We start from the raw sequence: 18,459 nt of genomic DNA, 5'->3' as shown, positions 1-18,459 counted from the left end.
AAGGGGAAGGCTTTTTAGGCCAGTGCTTCTTCAACTTCGCGTGCCAGTTCCTCGTTTTCCTTCTCGATCAGTTTTTCGAATTCAGGTCCTGCGCAGGGCATCGAGAAGTAGAAGCCCTGGATTACATCGCAGCCTGCTTTTTTCAAAAGGTCGTATTGTTCCTTGGTCTCGACGCCCTCGGCGACAACCTTGACCTTGAGGGATCTGGCTACGTCCATCATCAGCTCCACCATCTTCATGTCCTTGTTGCCCTCATGAATGTTTTTAACAAACTGCATGTCGAGCTTCAGAATGTCGATAGGAAGCGAAGTAATCATGTTCAGTGAAGAATAACCTGTTCCGAAGTCGTCCATTTCGATGGCGAAACCTCTTTCGCGAAGTCCCTTCACAACCTTTATGATCTGATCCGAGTTCTCGGTGTAGGCCGACTCTGTTATCTCAAGGTTCAGCATTCCCGGTGATATCCAGTTGTTCTGAACCACGGTGAAAATCTCTTCCTCGAGGTCCGGAGCTCCGATATCAACTCGGGATACATTTACGGATACCGGAATCTTGAGATCGTACTTGACCATCCACTCACCGATCTGTTTTGATACCTCATCCCACACATAGTGGTCCAGCTTATGGATAAGACCGTTGTCCTCGAAAAGCGGAATGAATTTATCGGGTCTAAGAAGTCCCAGTTCAGGATGTTCCCATCGTACCAGCGCTTCTGCACTGTACAGGGAATCCCTGTCGCCCTGTATCGCATACTTTGGCTGGTAGTAAATCTTGAACTGGCCCTCTTTTATTCCGGCCTCCATATCGTTGATGAGACGCTCGTTCAGTGTCTCTTTCTCATTCATATCCTCATCGTAGACCGCAAGCTTCTCGTTGTAGCTGCCACGTATGCTGTTGCAGGCAACTCTCGCTCTGTCAAAGCGGTGTTCAACGGACAGGTCTCTGTTTACTTTTTTATAAACTCCCATCCTGAGGTAAACTCTGGAGTTATTGAGCAGGTCCTGAAGTCCCTCCTCTATTTTGCCTAGGAGTTTGGTCGGATCCGATCCGCTCGGAAGATAGAGCATGAATTCATCAGCTCCGCCTCTTCCTGCTATTCCACCCTTTTCCTCTGAGATGCGCTTTGCACTGTCCGCAATTTTTATAAGGACGTCGTCGCCCGCGCGCCTTCCCTGTAGTTCGTTTATCAGGTGGAATCTGTTGATATTAAGGACTATGGCGTCCATGTCGTGATTGTTATAATGCAAATCTCTGAAATGGGAATATTCCATGAAAAAGTCATGGGTAAGAAGCCCCGTCAGTGAGTCATTCTGGGTCGCATGAATAAGACCTCTGCCCTCTTTGAATTCGATGGCTCTGTCGATTCTGGCCTTTATGACCGCAGGATGATCATAGGGCTTTGTTATGAAATCAGCGGCTCCAAGCTGGAAACATTTGACTTCGGCTTCCTTTTCGGAAGTGCATACTATCACCGGGATGAGCTTTAATACTTTGTCCTCCCGCATAAATTCAAGCACTTCGAAGCCGTCCATATCGGGCATCATAAGGTCGAGCAGCACAAGCGAAAGGGTATCGCTGTTATCCCTTATAAGCTCAATTGCTTCGACGCCATCCCTGGCAAAAATGCCCTCATAATCTTTTTTGATTATGTTTTCAAGAATTTTCCGATTTATCGGTTCATCCTCAACAATGAGTATTTTTCTTTTTACATCAAGTCCACTATCCATAGTGTTTCCCCCGAACTGCACACATATTACCGATAACACTATTCTACCATGATATAGTTTCCAAGTAATTTAACTCCCTGTGAAATAAATATAAATTTTTGGGAAAGAGTACGCCCGTTCAAAAATATATGTGTGATTTTTATCTCGTTGCTTAAGCATAATCGATAAAAATCACACATATATTTTTTTCGGGCTTAGTTTTTCCAAGAATTATCATTTGATGCCGCGTTTTTTTACAAAGAATAGGTAATATACAAGGAACAGTAGAGAGGTGGCGCACCAGGTTACGCGATAGCTCATTTCTATCATTTCCACGGTTCGGTTCATGGGGAAAACTACCAGAATCCAGAGTACGCGGAGTATGCAGATTCCGCACAGGGTGATGATCATCGGAACGAAGGCATCTCCCATTCCCCTAAGGACTCCAGCAAATATCTCAACAAAGATATAGGTTATGTAGAACGGAGCGAGGTAGAGAATCATCTGGACTCCGATATTTATTACGTTTTGATTCACCACAAATATCTTAAGAAGAACATCTCCGAATATACAAAAGAAAGCACTCATCGGAACCGTGATGATTGCTGCTATTGCCAATGCCTGTCTGGTGCTCTTTCTCACTCTGTCGTATTTTCCCGCACCGTAGTTCTGGCCCGCAAAGGTGGTAGCCACTGTTCCGAGCGATCCGATGGTCATCCAGAAAAGTACGTCAATCTTCCCGTAGGCCGCCCACGCTGAGGCCACATCTTTTCCCAGACTGTTGATGGACACCTGGATAAGAGTATTTGACAGTGTGTAGGTTGTAGTCTGAAATCCGGCTGGTATTCCGATTTTTATGATCTTTGATAACATAGGAAAATCGAAGCGGATTTTCCTGATATCAAGCCTGTAACTGTCGCTGCTTTCAGCAAGGAGAATGAGCACAATTGCAGCGCTTATAAACTGGCTGAGTATGGTTGCAACCGCAACACCGGACACTCCGTAGACGTCTCCTCTTCTGCCAAGTCCGAGAACGATCACGAAGAGCACATCGAGAATGATGTTCATAATGCAGCTTATTACCAGGACGATCAGAGGTCGTCTGGAATCCCCGACTGCTCTAAGTATTCCGGCGCCCATGTTGTAGACAAGGTTCGGAATCATTCCGAGGAAGAAGATTCTAAGATACATCGTGGCTGCTTCGGCCTGCTCAACCGGCGTATCCATCGCGCTGATGATCCACGGTGATATAGCCACGCCTATTATGGTGAAGATTGCACCACCTGCAATAGAGAGGGCAATCGCGGTGTGGACCGCTTTTTCTATCTCTTCGCGCTTACCTGCGCCGTAAAACTGGGAGATTACAACAGTCGCTCCGGAGGACAGCCCAAGGAAAAAACCAAGAAAAAGATTGACCACCATCGCTGCGGATCCGCCGACCGCACCAAGCGCATCGCTTCCCACAGTTCTTCCGACAATGATCGCATCCACAGTATTATAAAGTTGTTGAAAAAAGGCTCCAAGAAGAAGTGCAAAAAAGAAAGACAGCATGTTCTTCCATATAGAGCCTGATGTGATATTTTTATTTTTCATAGCCATAGTATACTAACACTTTATGCTGCCGAATGCATCAAAAAATATAAAGAAACAGACTCAAATATATTTACAGTCTTCGAGAAGAAAAGGCTGTATATGCTATTTGAGTCCGTTATACTAATTCATCCTTAGTCCACTATTTTATATAGATATTCTGTATTGTAGGTTAGAACATAGAGGTATTCCTCTTGTACTATAAAGTAATATGGCGCTGATTTTACTTTGATTTTCTTTTGCACTTTGCCATTATTCCTGTTCAGGATATAGATATAATCCGGCTCGTCGGTAAAGCCGTAGCCACAAACTATGCTGTCACCCAGAATCACGAAATTATAGGATCCGCAAACCTGATCGTCACTTCTCCAGAGTGTCTCACCTGAAACAGTATCAATAGCGACGATGTAGGATTTGTGCGGGTTGGCTGACGCATAGGTTCTGTGCCCGAGCGAAACGTAAAGTATGTTGTCTTTTACCAGCGCATATTGAATAGACGGCTCCGTAAAATCAGCAAACATCCCTTCTCCCTGATCGGGAGGGCTGATGAATTCATCAAAGTAATAATTGCCGTTTAGTGTCGAGGTCGACTCGTCAAATACCGTGAGCGACATCTCACCGCCTTCCGCATTGTTTACTACGCTGTACTTGTATGTTCCATCAGAATACGGAAAACTCTCGGGGAGCGGTATTCCGGTATCCTTGGACCACTCATTCTCATTAAGCCAGTCTGTGGTATTTGTTTTTACCTCGCTAAGTTCAATCGAAGGTTCTCCCGCATTGGTGCTGATTCCATCCGCTGTCCACGCGCTCCAGCCGGGGTTCTTTACAACTGCATGATACCACCAGTCCTCGCCGTAGCCTTCCTCTTCACCCTCTGCGCTGCTGTCGTTATCTGCATTTTCGATATAGGGCTCAGCATCGATTGTTTCTATCTCAGCTTCCTTCAGTTCCATAGCAATCCTTGTAATATCAGGGATTTCTCCATCCTTATAATTATCATAGGTGTCTGTGAAAACATCCGGATAATCAGCGAACTTGATATAAACTGCACGCGCGCCTGCCGCATAAGTTCCCATAGCATAGTCTTCAAAATTTATCTGTATGCCATCGAAGCCAAGTGTCCATGCAAGAGTTCTCGCATTGTTCTTTAGTCTGTCGGGAATTCCGTTAACCAGGTTTTCTCTGTCCCCGGGGCAGTCTTTAAAATATTCTTGCAAGTCATCATTTTGTTTTTCAATCTCAGTTGCGATGATTTCCGGAAGATCATCTGTATTCTTAACTACGTCAGAAAAAGCAATCTCTTTTCCTGTGACCGGATCATAGTTGTAGTTCGTATAATCCGCGTATCCGTGGGCGCCCGCAAGAAATGTGTAGTTTTCTACAACAAAAGAAAATACCCTTCCGTCTGCCCTGATGGGATAGAGATTATGAACAAACTCGTACGGCAGTCCCCAGCCGCTTTCAAAAATCCCATCTATTTCCGGAGCGCTTTTTGTGAGATTCTCTTCGATATCTTTCTTGCCGTCTTCGCCGAATTTCTCAAGTATTTTGATAAGCTCCGGGAACTTATCCTCCACGCTTCTTTCGAGTTCGATGGTGTAATAATTTCCGGTGCCATACTCGGTAGTGTCCTTCATGAGCGCGATCGGATGACTCTTGTACATGCAGTCGATCGGGTTATCAAGGTCGGCTTCTGTGAATGTTGCCTTAGGCTCTTCAGTAGCTGCTACATCTCCGGGGTCGACATCGTTGGTGTCTTCGTTATCGCCATTGTTGCCGCTATCCTTGTTGTCACCGCTGCCACTTTCGTCGGTGCCATTGTTATCGCCGCTATCACTATTATTGTCGCTGTTTTTATCGGTCGCGCCATTATTATCTCCGCTGCCCTCCGCTGATCCGTCTCCGTTATCAGCCTGCGTCCCGGCTTTAAGTCCTCCGGCATTCTGTCCGGCATCTCCCGCGCCTGAAGAATTTGCATCACCTTTTCCGCATCCGGCTGTCACCACCAGCGCAGCTGCCATGGTAATTGCCAGCATTTTTCTTAGTTCTAATAAAGCTCTCTTTCGCATATCCCCCTCCGAATGTGAATGATTGCGTTACTTTGAATGATTGCATTACTTTTTCCCGGTTAGTATTCTGTCATTTTAGAATCAATATTCTGCCATCTCAGGATTAAGGGCGTTCATGTAAATCCCGCCAAAATCAGAATCCTGCCAGGTATCCCCGCCTGTATCCCAGGCATCAATAAAGGCTCCGGTATTTTCATCATAGGTTACATTTTTATAAGTAACATCTATTGTGCCGGCCAGTTCTTCTTCCTTGGAATAGTTAACGTTAACTATACCGTTTTTCCTATAGAGGATATTATCAACCTGATATCCTTCCTTCTCTATCTCCAAGGCCAGGTCAAATCCAACTATCTTCTCGAGTTCTTTTGCGGTTATCTCTTTTCCTCCATACTCCATGAAGTCCTTCTTGTCACTGTCATAGAAGAAATAGTAGGGCTTCCAGGTATGTCCAGTCCACTCGCTGGAGTCCTCTTCGCCTTCGGTATAAGTGCAGAATCCATCATAGGTGCTAAAGGACATCTGAATGTTCTGAAGATCTGTTGCAGAATTGATGTCGCCAAACCTTGAAATATTGGACTCCTTCAGTCCTGACTCATCAACATAGTAAACATAAGAAACCTCAGCTGTAACGTAGGCTTCGTTGAAGATGATGAATTTCCTGTTCCCGGCATCAACAACTCTGAAAACATTGCCATTTGTCATGGTAAGGGTTCCATCGTATATCTTTTTGCATTTTTCACCGCTGACATAGTATACCGCGCCTTCACACCACCCGAATTCATCATCAGGTCCTGCGCCAACATAAACCACGCCCTCGTATTTTCCATCTTCGTTGAAATCATCAATGGCGCAGCATCGCACATCCGCAGCATCAGCGTCGGTTTCTGTAATCACAGTATCCAGGAGTGCTTCCATCTCTTCCTCGGAGATAGGTGTGCTCTTCATTTCCGGCTCAGATGTCTTCGGAACCTTTTCATCAGATATATCAGCGGTACCATTTTTACCTGCATTTTTACCTGCATTTTTACCTGCATTTTTACCTGCATTTTTGCCGTCTGTACCCGTAGTTTTGTCATCTATACCCGCAGCTGTACTGACAATCTCAGCCTGCGCATTCAAAGTCTGTGTCGGCTCAGTATCACTTTTAGCCTTAAGTCCGCATCCTGAAAATAAGCCTGCCGTCAGCAATGTCATTGGAATAATCAAACATATAGTCATTTTTCCGGAGTCATATCTGCCAGTCATCATCTACCCCCTCTCTTTGCTGTTTTCCTATGCTTTTTACCTATTTTTTTTGATTTTTCTTCATTATCAAGGTAATATTCTTCAAGCCTTTACCTTGATTTTCCTTTTTCTCTCAACATCATGGTAATCTCACCCAAACATTGATGCCAGAATCTGTGATTTAAGCTTATCTTTCCATTTCACAGCCATCCTTACAACTGTTCATCTGTGGTTTTCACCTATCCTTTTATTTCACAGATACCCTAGCAACTGTTCATCTGTGGTTTTCATCTTTTTCTTCATTCCACAGATTCTACCTCAACCAACATCTGTGTTTCTCACTAATCCTTCAATCCCACAGATATCCTGCCAACTGTTCATCTATGGTTTTCATTTTTTCCTTTATTCCACAGATATGGCCGCTACAGGCTTCTGTGTTTTCGACTTTTCTTCCTATTTCACAGATACCTCAGCAACTATTCATCTGTGTTTTTCATCTTTTCCCCTATTCCACAGATTCTACCTCAACCGGCGTCTGTGTTTTCAGCTTATCTCTCTATTTCACAGATATCTTGACAACTTAATCCTACATCTACATCAAGAAAAGCACAAAATCTCATCTATCTTGGTATTAAAAGCCTACCCCTCATGCCCAGATATCTGCCATATCTCAACTATCTTGGTACCATAAGCCCAATCTCATACCCATATATCTGCCATATCTCTTCAATCTTGGTCTAACAAGCCAAAATCCATACCCAGATATCTTCCATTTATCAACTATCTTGGCATCACAAGCACAATCTCATACCCAGATACTCACAATATCTACTCTATCTTGGTCCAACAAACCAAAATCCATACCCATATATCTTCCATTTATCAACTATCTTGGTATCACAAACCAATCTTCATGCCCAGATATCCGCCATATCTCAACTATCTTGGTACCATAAGCCCAATCTCATGCCCATATATCTGCCATATCTCTTCAATCTTGGTCTAACAAGCCAAAATCCATACCCAGATATCTTCCATTTATCAACTATCTTGGCATCACAAGCACAATCTCATACCCAGATATTCACTATATCCACTCTATCTTGGTACAACAAACAAAAATTCATACCCAAATATCAACCAAAGTACAAATATCTTGGTCCACGAACCTCCACATACGTGAAAAGCCTCCACATACGTGAAAAACCTCCACATACGTGAAAAACCTCCACATACGTGAAAAACCTCCACATACGTGAAAAACCTTCATATACGTAAAAGCCTCCACATACACAAATAGCCTCCCCACGAGCCACATTGTTCCTAGATTCAGAGCCGGAGGTAATAACCCAGCCACCGCGTAGCGGCTTTGCCCTTGATGGCACGAAAAATAACTGCTACACTGCTGCGATCGACGGGAAAACCTATTGTTCCTGAGTTCTTCGCCGTCGGTGATACACCCACAGCAGTTATTTTTTGCGCTGTCAAGGGTGGCGTCCGCACACCTAAACACTAATCATTAATCACAAGCCCCAGTGTTCTTGCTTTAACCGCAAGTTCAAGCCTTGTGTGATAGCCTGTCTTCTGCAGCATATTTGAAATATGCATCTTTACAGTGGATGCTTCAACACACAGCTTCTCGGCAATTTCCTTATTAGAAGCACCGGTCACAAGTTCTCTTAGAATCTCGGTTTCTCTCTCAGTAAAATCAGTGCTCTGCGCGTTTCCGACCGTGACCTCCATATGTTTGCTTGGATAGACGGATTCGCCTTTCATCGTGCGCTCCATTATCTCGCGTATCGGCTGTTCCTGAACCTCCTTTTGCCAGAAGCTCTCGACGCCGATCTCCTTAGCTCTCTTTTCGTAAGAAAGTTCCGGCATGGACGTCACAATGATAATCTTAATGCCCGGCTTTTTTTTCTTTATCTTCTCTGCGGCCTCAAGCCCACTCATACTCCCGGGGAACAGTACATCAAGTATTACAAGGTCTGCGTCATGCGCTTCAAGAAAATCAAGTGCTTCTGTGGCTGTGGCAAAAGAAGCTCGCATCTCATAGCCTTCCATGCCATCCACAGCGCTCTCGAATATCTCTCTGATCATCCTGAAATCTTCAGCAATCACAACCCCGTACGACACTGACTAATCCTCCTTGGGCAAAATAATCTCCATGCAAAATTCGGGTGATGTGTATATCTTCATACTTCCGCCCACGCTCTCAATATCATGTCTGAGATTCCTTAGGCCACCCTTTTCCTCAATCTCTTTCTCCGGTTTCTTTCCATCATTTAGAAATGTAAGGATATAACTTCCACCGGTTTCCTTAACCTTTATTGTAGCAAGTTTTCCGTCCGCGTGCTTTAACGTATTTCCAATATGTGCTGATATTGCTGAATCAACCACCGGAATGAGCTTAGTTTCCTTTGGCAGTTCTCCTACTATCTGCAGTTTAATGCCGAGTTTGTCAGCCTCCTTGGAAATCACATAATAAGGAAGCTCCCATTCTTCCTGTTCTTCGTTCAAAAGATGCCTGATATTATCCTTCCAAAGGTAAAGAAGTTCATCCCTGTCAACGCTCTGCGGCTCAGCAAGGTACCTTCTTGCTATGAGAATGCTCTGACCTATATTGTCATGAAGCGCAACCTTAAGCTGCAAAAGCTCACGGCTCATGGTCAGGTATTCTATTGTTCCAAGCAGAGCCTTAAGTCTGGTGTTTAGCTGCGCTGCCTTTGTTCGCCTCTCCTCAAGCTCCTGAGTAAGAGCATATTCTCTGCTGACATCGACCGCGATTATCTCCGGTATTTCCTTATTTTTTATGAAAAGATTCTGCTTCCTTATGCTATAGGTTCTGCCATCCGAGCATCTTACAAGTGGAGCTTTCCCCTCAGAAACAGCCATTGCAGTTTCTGTTTCATTTAGCCTGTTGCAGAACTCGTTTCCATTGGTAACCCCTTTTCCGAACAGATCCACACTTATGTCCTGCATGGTTTGATTTACCATAAGCGGCATACCATCATTATCGTTGTAATAACAAAGGCCTGTCGGAAGCATGTCAAAAGCTTCCTTCACCGACATTGCAGAAATATGTGTCTCCTGCCATTTCCCTATTATATACTGCTGTGCTACCGCAATGAAAAGAAGAAGTATCTGAATAGCCAAAAGAACCGGAAGCGGAAGCTCAAACTTTATCACATATAAACCTATATGGTGCATATCAAGAATCTGTAACAACAGATTAGTAATAAGTGTCGCCACAATTGAAGCTACAATGTTTAGCCTGCTTCTCTTTAAAAACAGAGACCTTATCGTGTTATATATAAAAGTCATCAGAATAATATACGTTACAGTGAGTATCATTCCTCTTGAGGCTAACGAAAGATTTCCAAAGGTCATGCTTCCACCTCCTTTGAAACAGTCACATAGAAAGTATCATCTTCGTTTCGGATAGAAAGCCTGCTTCCAAACTCCGTAAGCTCGCTCTTCTTCCAGTCCTGAGTAATAGTGCATACAGGCGAGTCAAAGATTATGGTAATCTCAAAGCGTTCGTTTTTCTCTAGTCTGACCATGCATGAATGAATGCTGTCCCATGCATCTTCCATCAGTTTCTCAAAAAGATCGTATGTAAATATTATAAACGAAGATGGCATATCTTCCACCATGTATTCCATAAGTTCGCAGCTAATACCTTTAAGCCCCATATAGTCCATGGATTCCCTGATAGCCAGGCATAGCTCCGCGGTTGAAACAGTGGGGTTCTCATCGGATATAAGCATAAGATTTCCCATACGCTTTATGAATGCACTTAAGAAAGTTGCATAAATCAAATTCGCCCTTGAAACAGTTCCGCTTTCGTCCTTTTCCAAAAGCTCATAGACACGTGCAGCCTGCGGCCTTACAGCATTAGCTATACTGTTGTAAAGTCTGTTCTTGGTCTCAAATCTCACACGCTGGGCGCGAACTTCATTCTCCTGACGAATGAGGTCATTCTCTTCCTCAAGCTCCTCGGTTACCTCCGAGATTTCTTCGTTCAGCCTGTTTATAGATGACATGTCTACAACCCAGTTTATGTATCCTCCCGAAATAAATTCCTTTTTTATTCTATGATCCTTGTCCTTTTCATTGGGATTCCAGTTTTTAGAAGTCAAAATTGCCCTGCCGTCAGCATCGCAGATAGCCGCATTTATTCCGGAGTAATCAAACAAAAGCTCATACCCAGTGTTTGCGGGAATAAAGCCTATCTGAATTCCACTTTCAAAAATCGTGATAAACGGGAAGCAGAATGCTTCCTGAAGATGATATATTTTTTGTCCAAAAAGAACCGGCGAACCGCCTACAACAATATAAATAACAAGCAGGGACATTCCTATCACAAGCCATATTGCAGGAATATACCAGGATTTTCTGGCTGATGAAATGCTGCATCTTTTCATGAAAACAACAAGTGAGCCTATACCCAGTACTGCCATCCATGCAAAGACAAGAACATATCCCCATTTTCTGCTGTATTCAATAGGTTCCTCACCGTAGAAACTGAATACCTGCTTATGAAAAGAATTCGTCATGACAAATATCACCAGCATGACCTCTGCCACTATTAATATCCGCTCAGCTATTCGGACACGCTTTATGCTTCTGACAGGCTCAGTGTACAGTGCCGCCATCATGCCAAGGAGCGGAATTGCCGTCATAGGTATATAGTAGGCATACCAAATATATGTGCTTATAATAGGGCAATCATCAAAGAAATTAAATCTGGATACGCGCAGAACAAAAAGAACGACCATAAAGCCGCAGACATAGAGAAGTCTTTTTTTGATTGCACCATTAAGGATTCTGCGCCTGACCATCAGTCCCCAGGCGATGAACAGCATGCTGTACAAAATGGATGAAATATGATCAACATATGGATACAGTGGTTTATAGATATCGAAAACAAAAGCCGCTACAGCTATCCCGCAAAGGATAGCCAGCACTTTTTTATTTGTTAACCCAAATCTGTCCAATCACACCCTCCCCCGGCAATAATAGCCTTCCACAATATTGTATCACTAATACTTCGTCGATAAAATTGCGATATTTAGTATAGAATGATATATAACCATTGTAAAAGAATCTATTATTTCTTACTACCGCCAAATGGTGGTAATTGGGTGATTAAACTGTTTTTCATGCTATATCAAAATGCTCTTCAACCGAAGGAAGCTCATTCGCAGAGATTTCAAGCGTTTCCTGGCCCTTTTCATATCCGGCGCGGATAATAGCCATCGCCCGGCCACGGAATGTTACGGTTCTTCCATCGGTGTAATTATCCTCGGTTACCGGATTTGCTGAGCCAAACCCTGAAAGGACTGCAATATCATGCCTCTCCTCATTTCGCTCGGTCTCAGCATCATCCGTCAGTTTAGCTTCTATTGCAATTTCTGCATCGGGAATTATATTTCCTTCGCCATCAACAATTTCTATTCCGACATAAATAAGATCGTGACCGTCAGCCTTCATCTCTTTCTTTTCGGGAACAAGACGTATACGGTCAGGCTCTCCTGTAGTTGTTAAAATATCCCTGCTTACTTCCTTTCCGTCTAAGAAGCTTATTGCCTCCACTTTTCCGGGTTCATATGTTGTATCGAAGAATGCGCAATTCGGCATAGGACGTTCAACAGATACAGGCTTTCTTCCGAGTGTTTTGCCGTTCACGAATACTTCAACCTCATCCGCATTTGAGAATACGGCAAGTCTTACCGGCTCATCTTCATATCCTGCATAATTCCAGCATGAAGCCAGTGCCGGGAATCCCCACAGTGTCATCATCTCAGTCTTTCCATAAGTATCAGGATGCATTGAAAACAGATGTGTTTTCCCGCTTCCCCAGACGATGCTTCTGTACGCACCTTGTGGCAGCATGTGTCCCGTAATATCAAAATCGGCATCATTGGCAAGACGCCAGGGATATGGTGATCCGCTCGGAGGCATAAGATACCAGCCACCTGTCTTTACACGCTCGTCATCGGCTTCAATATAATCAGCCTTTCCTATTCCGGCTTCTCCGATATAATCCCATGCAGTCCACGTGAACTCTCCTATTACGTAGGGCAGTTTTTCCACAAGAGGCCATCTAAAGCCTACTTCTTTAGGAAAATTCTCTGATCCCAGTATTACTCTTTCAGGAAACATCTTATGATCGCGCTCATAGATATCCTCCATGTAGTTGTATCCCACTATATCAAGCCCGTTGGTGAAGGGTTCCGTCATCGTCTCCCAGCTTCCGTCATTAAGACCATTTGCGGAATTCTGCTCCTGACTCTGATTTTTCATAAGTTTGTCATCCAGGCCACTCCAGAAGGAACAAATTCCGTTGCTTACAGGTCTTGATCCGTCCAGCACTCTGATAGTCTCCGCAAGCTGCGTTGCAAGTGTATAGCCGTTATCAAGTCCCCCTCTCTCCGGTATCTCATTTCCCGTTGACCATAGGATAACAGCAGGATGATTTCTATCTCTTCGGACAAAATCAGTCAGATCCCTTTTCCAGTCTGTATCAAAGAACTGACTATAATCTCCACCTCTCTTTGCCATTCCCCACGCATCAAAGGCCTCATCGAATACATACATTCCGAGTCTGTCACAGGCCTCTATCAGAGCTGCAGATGGCGGATTATGCGCAGTTCGTACAGCATTGAAACCTAATTCCTTGAGCTTTTTTATCTTTCTTGCTTCAGTCTCATATAAAGAAACAGCACCAAGAAGTCCATTGTCATGATGAAGGCAGCCGCCTTTGAGTTTTACTGACTTCCCGTTAATCCTTAGTCCTCTTATTGCATCCGCAGTGATTGTTCGAACTCCAAAAAGTGTCTCAGCCTCATCAATCTCATCGTTTTTCTTTGGAATGAAATGTGTACGGTATACTCCAAGGCTCTTAACACTTGTCTTTACTCTGTATAGATTCGGATTATCCGCATCCCAAAGTTTTGGATTATTTAAAATCATTGCCATTCTGGCGTTCTCTGTTTTTCCGGGGTTTATCTGTATAACGCGTTTCGTAGTAGTCTTTACAGCACCGGTATCCTCTTCACAAATTGACACAGTAACTTCAACCAGACTGTTTTCTGTCGTGGAATTTTGAACTTCCACATTGGCCTCCAGAAAAGCGTTTCCCTCACTCACTTCCTTCGTGTATACAAAAACTCCGTTCTGAACAACATGCACTCTGGGCCCGCAGCAGATCATAACTCCTCTGTAAAGTCCTGATCCTGTATACCAGCGTGAGTTAACATGCATACTGGTATTGCAGTTTATCGTTATCCGGTTTTCCTCTCCAAAGGTTACGTAATCCGTAAGATCTACATAAAACGGAGCATAGCCATAGTGCCGGCTGCCAACCTTACACCCGTTTACATCAACTGTCACATTCATCATTGCACCGTCAAAAGAAAGACCTACGCAGCCTTTTTCCCATTCCTTGGGAATAAAAATGTTTTTAGTATAATTTGTGAGACCGCCTTTGAAATACCCGCTGTCAGACTTAGCAGGCGCATCCGGTGAAACCGGTGTTCCTATCATTCCATCATGAGGAAGATTAACTATTTCACCCGGGTCCTCCTCCAGCATTCCAAGTGAATCAATAAAGCTTCTTCTGAAAATCCAACTGTCATCGATGCATATGCTCTTCATTTTATCCCCCAACCTCCGCTTAATATGCGATGTCTGGTTTCTTGCTTTATATAATTATCCTAAATTATCAGTCAAAGCAGTCCTCGCCAAATCTGACTCTTGCGTAGGCCTTGATAGCTTCAACGCACTTTTCAAAACCAAGCTTACCACTGTCGAGACAGAGGTCATAATTCAAAGCATCGGTCCAGACATGGCCTGTATGATATTCATAGTAGTCTGCTCTTGCCTTATCAATCTGAGCAATATATTTTTCAAGGTCCTTTCCCGTGAGGGGCTGAACCTTGCCTGCTTCCTGCATGAGGAAATCCTGATCAGCATGAACAAATACGCTCATGACATTGTCGTAATCCTTCAACACAAAATCTGCACAGCGTCCGATGATTACGCAGGGCTCTTTCATTACGGCAAGCATCTTAAGTGCATTTGCCTGATAGCTGAAAATGTCCTCATCTGAGGCAACATTATAATCGCCCGGCTTTTTTACTTTTCCGTCATAAACCTTGGGCCCCAGCGCTATCTTGTTCTTCCAGTTGTTTCTCACTTTCTCGTCGGCATCGACAAAATAGCTTTCGTTTATTCCGCTGATGTCTGATGCAACCTTGGAAAGTTCCTTATCATAATAGTGAATGCCAAGCTCCTCAGCGAGCATTTTTCCTACGGTGCGTCCGCCGCTGCCGTACTGTCTTGCGATAGTGATGACGATGTTTTTCATGTTTACTCTCCCAGATATGCCTTCTTAATTGCTTCGTCGTTGAGAAGATCGCTTGCCGGACCTTCCTTGACGATGCTTCCTGTCTCGAGGACATAAGCTCTGTCGGCGATAGTTAATGCTTTTCTCGCGTTCTGCTCAACAAGGAGCACGGTAACGCCATCCTTGTTCACGTCCTCGATGATACTGAAAATCTCATTTACAAATATCGGTGAAAGTCCCATTGAAGGTTCATCCATTAATATTATATCAGGATGTGACATGAGTGCGCGACCCATTGCAAGCATCTGCTGCTCACCGCCTGAGAGTGTTCCCGATATCTGGTTCTGCCTCTCCTCAAGTCTCGGGAATCTCTTGAATACCATTTCAAGGGTTGATTGGAATTCCGCGGCGTCGTTTCTGGTATAAGCTCCCATTTTCAGATTCTGTAAAACGGTCATATCCGCGAAAACGCGTCTGCCTTCGGGTACCTGCGCCATTCCAAGAGATACGATTTTGTGCCCCGGTGTTGTCACAAGATTTTTATCCTTATAGATTATCTCACCCTCCGAGGGCTTAAGAAGTCCCGAGAGTGTATGAAGTGTTGTTGTTTTTCCGGCGCCGTTTGCACCGATAAGAGCTACGATTTCTCCCTTATCTACATGAAAAGAGATGCCCTTGAGGGCCTTTATAACGCCGTAGTTTACGCTTAGATTTTTTACATCAAGTAAAGACATTTGTTCTCCTAACCCCTCATCCGGCACTTCGTGCCACCTTCCCCCAGTGGGGGAAGGCAGAGAGTGTATTCTATCTGTTATTCACCAAGGTACGCCTTAATTACTTCCGGATCCTGCAAAACTTCCTTGGTCTCGCCCTGTTTTAATACCCGGCCGAAGTTGAGTACTGTGAGCTTCTCACAGATTCCGGACACGAGCTTCATGTCATGCTCGATCAGTAGGATCGTCATGTCGAATTCCTTGCGGACTAGAGCGATGGTCTCCATGAGCTCTGCTGTCTCGTTGGGGTTCATGCCTGCCGCGGGTTCATCGAGAAGAAGGAGCTTTGGTGATGTTGCCATAGCTCTTGCGATTTCGAGCTTTCTCTGCTTACCGTAGGGGAGGTTGCTTGCAAGGACGTCCCTCTCCTTATCAAGATCGAACACCTTGAGGAGCTTTAAAGCCTCCTCGTCCATTTCTTTTTCAAGCTTTCTGTATTTTCCGAGATGCAAGACACTCTCAAGTGTGCTGTACTTGAAGCGCTCGGTCAGTCCGACCTTAACGTTGTCGATCACCGACATCTGGTGAAACAGTCTGATATTCTGAAAAGTTCTTGCGATTCCGGCGTGATTTATCTCGATGGTATTTTTCCTTGTGATGTCCTCACCGTCGAGGCGGATAATGCCTTCGTTCGGCTTGTAAACACCTGTAAGAAGGTTGAATACCGTGGTCTTTCCTGCACCGTTAGGTCCGATGAGTCCGTAGAGCTCGCCCTTTTGTATCTCAAGGGAAAAGTCATCAACGGCACGAAGTCCTCCAAACGCAATACTTAAATTGTTAACCTGAAGTAATGTCATAATTACGCATTCCTTTTAATAAATTTGTGAGCTACTTTTTCTCTCCACTCTATCGCTGCGGGTGCCCAGTTAAAGAGCATCATTGCAATAAGCACGATTGAGTAGATCAGCATCCTGTAGGTGTTAAGACCTCTGAGCATCTCGGGAAGAAGGTACAGGATCGCAGCCGCAATGACTGAGCCCCTGATATTTCCGATTCCGCCAAGCACCACATACACAAGGATCATGATGGAAGCATTATATCCAAAGTACTGTGAGGTCGCCGTAAGTGATGTGATATTGTGTGAAAAGAGCACGCCTGCAGCACCTGCAATTGCAGCCGAAATTGTGAAGGCAAGCATTTTATACTTGGTGACATTGATGCCTGCGGATTCAGCCGCGATACTGTTGTCACGAACTGCCATGATAGCACGTCCGTCCCTCGAGTTCATGAGGTTAAGTACCACGAAAAGTGCAAGCAAAAGTACAACAATTGCGATGGTAAAGTTCGCATCTCTGGGGGTACCTGTGATTCCCATGGCTCCGTTTATTATTACCTGTCCGTCGGGCTCCATTCCGAGATCCATTACATTATTCAGTGAAATGTGAGGTCCCTTTGAATCAACACCGAAGTAGATTGCATTTATAACGTTTTTGATAATCTCACCAAAAGCCAGAGTGACGATGGCGAGGTAGTCTCCCTTAAGTCTTAGTACCGGAATTCCTATCAAAAATCCGAACAGCGCAGCAAATGCGATTCCCACAACAAATGCCAGGAAGAATCTCGGCGCTGCCGGCAGAGTATTCTGAGTCAGTTTTGAGAAAACAGCACTCGCAAATGCACCTATACACATAAATCCGCAGTGGCCTATACTTAGCTCTCCGAGGATTCCGACGCAGAGATTAAGCGCAACGGCAATAACCGCATAATAGGTCATGGGTACGAGTAGTCCCTTCAAATGGCTTGAAAGGTTGCCGGTTTTCATAAGTATCTCCATGATCAGATATAACGCGATCACGATTCCGTAAGTTATAAGTTGGTCTTTGAATTTTTTCTTTGTCATGGCGGTTACACCTTTTCCTGAATCTTTTTACCTAATAATCCCGTAGGTTTAACGAGCAGCACTACAATGAGGATTCCGAAAACAATCGCATCCGAAAGCTGTGAGGAGATGTAGGTTCTGCTGAGAATCTCAACTATACCGAGCACCAGTCCTCCGATCATTGCGCCTGGAATTGATCCGATTCCGCCGAATACCGCTGCCACGAAGGCTTTGATTCCGGGCATCGCACCAAGGTAAGGTGAAAGCGACGGATATGCTGAGCAAAGAAGTGCTCCCGCGATAGCAGCAAGAGCTGAACCTATTGCAAAGGTAAGGGAAATGGTTTTATTTACATTTATTCCCATGAGCATAGCTGCGCCTTTGTCCTCGGCAACAGCAAGCATAGCCTGACCTTCTCTTGTCTTGTGGATGAAAAGCTGAAGCACAATAAGGATTACCACACTTGAAAGGATGGTAATAATTGTTACTCCCTGGATTTTCAGATCACCACCTGCAAAGGAAAGTCCCTGCCATGAAACAACCGATGAAAACGATTTGATATCTGCTCCGAAAATAAGAAGAGCAAGATTTTCAAGAAAATAACTGACACCAATTGCAGTTATAAGAACAGCCAGAGGAGAAGCTGCGCCTCTCAGGGGCTTGTATGCCACCTTCTCCGTTGTGATTCCGAGCAGTGTACACAAAATCACTGCGGCGATAAGTCCCACGACGGTATTGCCACTTAATGTGGAACAGATTGTAAAAATGACATAACATCCCACCATGATGAAATCACCGTGTGCAAAATTCAGCATTTTGGCAATTCCGTATACCATAGTGTAGCCAAGGGCGATAATAGCATAGATACTCCCCAGACTAAGTCCGTTAATCAGATAGATCAAGAAGCTCATATTTCCTCCAA

The 18,459-nt window shown here is 44.3% G+C and carries 13 protein-coding genes; all 13 read right to left on the bottom strand.

Annotated elements, in window-relative coordinates; all coding sequences use genetic code 11:
- Positions 1-14: 14 nt before the first annotated feature.
- Positions 15-1,727, bottom strand: a complete 1,713-nt coding sequence (locus G630_RS23100) for a two-component system response regulator (RefSeq protein ID WP_044959943.1) — start codon at positions 1,725-1,727, stop codon at positions 15-17.
- Positions 1,728-1,940: 213 nt separating this feature from the next.
- The gene (locus G630_RS0119875; RefSeq protein WP_049946335.1) at positions 1,941-3,299 is read right to left on the bottom strand and encodes an MATE family efflux transporter; all 1,359 of its coding nucleotides are present in this window, start codon (positions 3,297-3,299) and stop codon (positions 1,941-1,943) included.
- A gap of 131 nt (positions 3,300-3,430) precedes the next feature.
- Positions 3,431-5,368 carry a hypothetical protein gene (locus tag G630_RS0119870; RefSeq protein ID WP_026499573.1) on the bottom strand — a complete coding sequence of 646 codons (1,938 nt, stop codon included), beginning with the start codon at positions 5,366-5,368 and terminating at the stop codon, positions 3,431-3,433.
- Between the two features lie 81 nt (positions 5,369-5,449).
- Positions 5,450-6,616: a hypothetical protein gene (locus G630_RS0119865; protein WP_155832044.1), complete on the bottom strand. Its 1,167-nt coding sequence runs from the start codon at positions 6,614-6,616 to the stop codon at positions 5,450-5,452.
- Positions 6,617-8,104: 1,488 nt separating this feature from the next.
- Positions 8,105-8,728: a response regulator transcription factor gene (locus G630_RS0119860; RefSeq protein WP_026499571.1), complete on the bottom strand. Its 624-nt coding sequence runs from the start codon at positions 8,726-8,728 to the stop codon at positions 8,105-8,107.
- A gap of 3 nt (positions 8,729-8,731) precedes the next feature.
- Positions 8,732-9,982 (bottom strand): hypothetical protein, encoded by a 1,251-nt coding sequence (locus G630_RS0119855; protein ID WP_026499570.1) that lies wholly within the window; start codon positions 9,980-9,982, stop codon positions 8,732-8,734.
- On the bottom strand, positions 9,979-11,592 hold the full coding sequence (locus tag G630_RS0119850) for a hypothetical protein (RefSeq protein WP_026499569.1): 1,614 nt from the start codon (positions 11,590-11,592) through the stop codon (positions 9,979-9,981). The genes G630_RS0119855 and G630_RS0119850 overlap by 4 nt, the downstream gene beginning before the upstream one ends.
- A gap of 163 nt (positions 11,593-11,755) precedes the next feature.
- Positions 11,756-14,254 (bottom strand): glycoside hydrolase family 2 TIM barrel-domain containing protein, encoded by a 2,499-nt coding sequence (locus tag G630_RS0119845; protein WP_026499568.1) that lies wholly within the window; start codon positions 14,252-14,254, stop codon positions 11,756-11,758.
- A gap of 67 nt (positions 14,255-14,321) precedes the next feature.
- Positions 14,322-14,966 carry a cytidylate kinase-like family protein gene (locus tag G630_RS0119840; RefSeq protein ID WP_022763033.1) on the bottom strand — a complete coding sequence of 215 codons (645 nt, stop codon included), beginning with the start codon at positions 14,964-14,966 and terminating at the stop codon, positions 14,322-14,324.
- 2 nt (positions 14,967-14,968) lie between these two features.
- Positions 14,969-15,679, bottom strand: coding sequence for an ABC transporter ATP-binding protein (locus G630_RS0119835; protein WP_022763034.1), 711 nt, complete (start codon positions 15,677-15,679; stop codon positions 14,969-14,971).
- 77 nt (positions 15,680-15,756) lie between these two features.
- Positions 15,757-16,515: an ABC transporter ATP-binding protein gene (locus G630_RS0119830; protein ID WP_022763035.1), complete on the bottom strand. Its 759-nt coding sequence runs from the start codon at positions 16,513-16,515 to the stop codon at positions 15,757-15,759.
- 2 nt (positions 16,516-16,517) lie between these two features.
- A complete protein-coding gene (locus tag G630_RS0119825; protein WP_022763036.1) occupies positions 16,518-17,558 on the bottom strand; it encodes a branched-chain amino acid ABC transporter permease in 1,041 nt (346 codons plus the stop codon).
- A 5-nt stretch (positions 17,559-17,563) separates the two neighbouring features.
- Positions 17,564-18,448 carry a branched-chain amino acid ABC transporter permease gene (locus tag G630_RS0119820; protein ID WP_022763037.1) on the bottom strand — a complete coding sequence of 295 codons (885 nt, stop codon included), beginning with the start codon at positions 18,446-18,448 and terminating at the stop codon, positions 17,564-17,566.
- Between the last annotated feature and the right edge of the window lie 11 nt (positions 18,449-18,459).

Source organism: Butyrivibrio sp. WCD2001, from assembly GCF_000424485.1.
Classification (GTDB): domain Bacteria; phylum Bacillota; class Clostridia; order Lachnospirales; family Lachnospiraceae; genus Butyrivibrio.
This window is presented reverse-complemented; position numbering and strand designations above follow the sequence as displayed.

What these genes read in the sequence shown, in the direction of transcription:
- G630_RS23100 (WP_044959943.1), bottom strand. Translation starts at nt 1,727, where the DNA reads ATGGATAGTGGACTTGATGTAAAAAGAAAAATACTCATTGTTGAGGAT.
- G630_RS0119875 (WP_049946335.1), bottom strand. Translation starts at nt 3,299, where the DNA reads ATGAAAAATAAAAATATCACATCAGGCTCTATATGGAAGAACATGCTG.
- G630_RS0119870 (WP_026499573.1), bottom strand. Translation starts at nt 5,368, where the DNA reads ATGCGAAAGAGAGCTTTATTAGAACTAAGAAAAATGCTGGCAATTACC.
- G630_RS0119865 (WP_155832044.1), bottom strand. Translation starts at nt 6,616, where the DNA reads ATGATGACTGGCAGATATGACTCCGGAAAAATGACTATATGTTTGATT.
- G630_RS0119855 (WP_026499570.1), bottom strand. Translation starts at nt 9,982, where the DNA reads ATGACCTTTGGAAATCTTTCGTTAGCCTCAAGAGGAATGATACTCACT.
- G630_RS0119845 (WP_026499568.1), bottom strand. Translation starts at nt 14,254, where the DNA reads ATGAAGAGCATATGCATCGATGACAGTTGGATTTTCAGAAGAAGCTTT.
- G630_RS0119840 (WP_022763033.1), bottom strand. Translation starts at nt 14,966, where the DNA reads ATGAAAAACATCGTCATCACTATCGCAAGACAGTACGGCAGCGGCGGA.
- G630_RS0119835 (WP_022763034.1), bottom strand. Translation starts at nt 15,679, where the DNA reads ATGTCTTTACTTGATGTAAAAAATCTAAGCGTAAACTACGGCGTTATA.
- G630_RS0119830 (WP_022763035.1), bottom strand. Translation starts at nt 16,515, where the DNA reads ATGACATTACTTCAGGTTAACAATTTAAGTATTGCGTTTGGAGGACTT.
- G630_RS0119825 (WP_022763036.1), bottom strand. Translation starts at nt 17,558, where the DNA reads ATGACAAAGAAAAAATTCAAAGACCAACTTATAACTTACGGAATCGTG.
- G630_RS0119820 (WP_022763037.1), bottom strand. Translation starts at nt 18,448, where the DNA reads ATGAGCTTCTTGATCTATCTGATTAACGGACTTAGTCTGGGGAGTATC.